The sequence below is a fragment of the Neisseria sp. P0022.S010 genome, from assembly GCF_051956635.1.
This window is the reverse complement of the sequence record NZ_JBQCXF010000507.1, coordinates 1-2,095: the sequence shown is the minus strand read 5'-3', so window position 1 is coordinate 2,095 and position 2,095 is coordinate 1. Positions and strand designations below refer to the sequence as shown.

Below are 2,095 nucleotides of genomic sequence, written 5' to 3'. Positions count from 1 at the left end.
TTTCAAGCTGTTGCCATTATGATAAGAATTATCAAAAGATTATTAAAAGGATATGCCGCATGACGATATGGTTTGTTGCCGCCGCCGTTGTTCTGATTGTCGAATTATTTATCGGAACGGTTTATCTTTTGGTTGTCAGCGTAGCGCTGGCCGCTGCCGGAATCATGTACGGATTGAGCGGTCACTTTTCTGCCGCCGTTTTGACTGCCGCCATCATCAGCGCACTCGGTATCTGGCTGGTACACGGCCGTCTGAAAAATCAGTTGGCTCCCCAAGTGCTTAACGATGATTTGGATATTGGGCAAAACGTCCGCATCCTACGCCACCTGCATGACAATATTTACGAAGTCGCCTACCGCGGTACACACTGGCAGGCACAAGCCGAACGGCCTCAAGATACTTTTCAGACGGCCTCAAGCGCAGTCATTACTGCCAAAAACGGCAATCTTCTGATTATCCGCACACTCTCCCAACCATCATCATAAGGAAACATTATGGAATTTCTGCTCAGCCCCATCGTCCTCTTCTTCATCGTCGTTGTTGTTTTTGGTTTCAAATCCTTTATCGTTGTACCGCAGCAGGAAGTTTATGTGGTCGAACGATTAGGCCGTTTTCACAAAGCGCTGACTGCTGGCCTGAACATTCTTATCCCATTCATCGACCGCGTCGCCTATCGTCATTCGCTGAAAGAAGTTCCTTTGGATGTCCCCAGCCAAGTCTGTATTACCCGCGACAACACTCAGCTGACTGTGGACGGCATTATCTACTTCCAAGTTACCGATCCTAAACTCGCTTCATATGGTTCCAGCAACTACATCATGGCGATTACCCAGCTTGCACAGACAACTTTGCGCTCTGTCATCGGCCGCATGGAATTGGATAAAACCTTTGAAGAGCGTGACGAAATCAACAGCATTGTTGTTGCTGCTTTGGACGAAGCGGCAGGCGCATGGGGCGTGAAAGTCTTGCGTTACGAAATCAAAGACTTGGTTCCGCCGCAAGAAATTCTGCGCTCAATGCAGGCGCAAATTACCGCCGAACGTGAAAAACGCGCGCGCATTGCAGAATCCGAAGGCCGTAAAATCGAGCAGATCAACCTTGCCAGCGGTCAGCGCGAAGCGGAAATCCAACAATCCGAAGGTGAAGCGCAAGCCGCCATCAACGCGTCAAACGGTGAAAAAATCGCCCGCATCAACCGCGCACAAGGTGAAGCCGAAGCCCTGCGCCTGGTGGCAGAAGCCAACGCCGACGCCATCCGCAAAATCGCCGAGGCTGTCCGCTCCGAGGGCGGTGCTGAAGCTGTTAACCTGAAAGTTGCCGAGCAATACGTTGCCGCCTTCAGCAATTTAGCTAAAGAAAGCAACACGCTGATTATGCCTGCCAACGTCGCCGACATCGGCAGCTTGGTCTCCGCCGGTTTGAAAATCATCGACGGCAACAAGCCTAAAGCGTCATAATAGCGTTCTGACTCAGGCCGTCTGAAAACCCAATACGGCTTTTCAGACGGCCTTTTTATATCGTTCGATTTTTATATGAATACACAAACCATCAAAACCTATCTTGTCGGCGGCGCCGTCCGCGACCATCTGTTAGGCCTGCCCGTCAAAGACCGCGATTGGGTAGTCGTCGGTGCAGATGCGCAAACCATGCTGGCTCAAGGCTATCAACCTGTTGGCAAGGATTTTCCCGTCTTTCTCCATCCGGACAGCCACGAAGAATATGCCCTCGCCCGTACCGAGCGCAAAACCGCCAAAGGTTATGCCGGATTCAGCTTTCATGCCGATAAAGACGTTACGCTGGAACAAGACCTGATGCGCCGCGACCTGACCATAAATGCCATGGCTCAGGATTCAGACGGCACGATCATCGATCCTTTTGGCGGACAACAAGACTTGGCAGCCGGCATCCTGCGCCACGTTTCGCCTGCCTTTGCCGAAGACCCCGTGCGGATTTTGCGTATCGCCCGTTTTGCCGCGCGTTATGGTTTTCAAATTGCCGATGAAACCATGTCGCTGATGCGGCAAATGGTAGAAAACGGCGAAGCGGATGCCTTGGTTGCCGAACGCGTCTGGCAAGAATTGGCCAAAGGCTTGAT

2 protein-coding genes and 1 pseudogene are annotated in these 2,095 nt (G+C 51.6%); all 3 read left to right on the top strand.

Annotation, left to right across the window (positions count from 1 at the left end):
* Positions 1–59: 59 nt before the first annotated feature.
* Complete coding sequence (locus ACTHUT_RS18740) at positions 60–485, top strand: NfeD family protein (RefSeq protein ID WP_250600558.1); 426 nt, start codon at positions 60–62, stop codon at positions 483–485.
* Positions 486–494: 9 nt separating this feature from the next.
* Positions 495–1,457: an SPFH domain-containing protein gene (locus ACTHUT_RS18735; RefSeq protein WP_003683281.1), complete on the top strand. Its 963-nt coding sequence runs from the start codon at positions 495–497 to the stop codon at positions 1,455–1,457.
* Positions 1,458–1,532: 75 nt separating this feature from the next.
* Positions 1,533–2,095, top strand: a pseudogene (gene cca, locus ACTHUT_RS18730) (multifunctional CCA addition/repair protein); the annotation flags it as partial.

Excerpts from the sequence above, each read along its gene's own strand:
- ACTHUT_RS18740 (WP_250600558.1), top strand. The coding sequence starts at position 60 with ATGACGATATGGTTTGTTGCCGCCGCCGTTGTTCTGATTGTCGAATTA.
- ACTHUT_RS18735 (WP_003683281.1), top strand. The coding sequence starts at position 495 with ATGGAATTTCTGCTCAGCCCCATCGTCCTCTTCTTCATCGTCGTTGTT.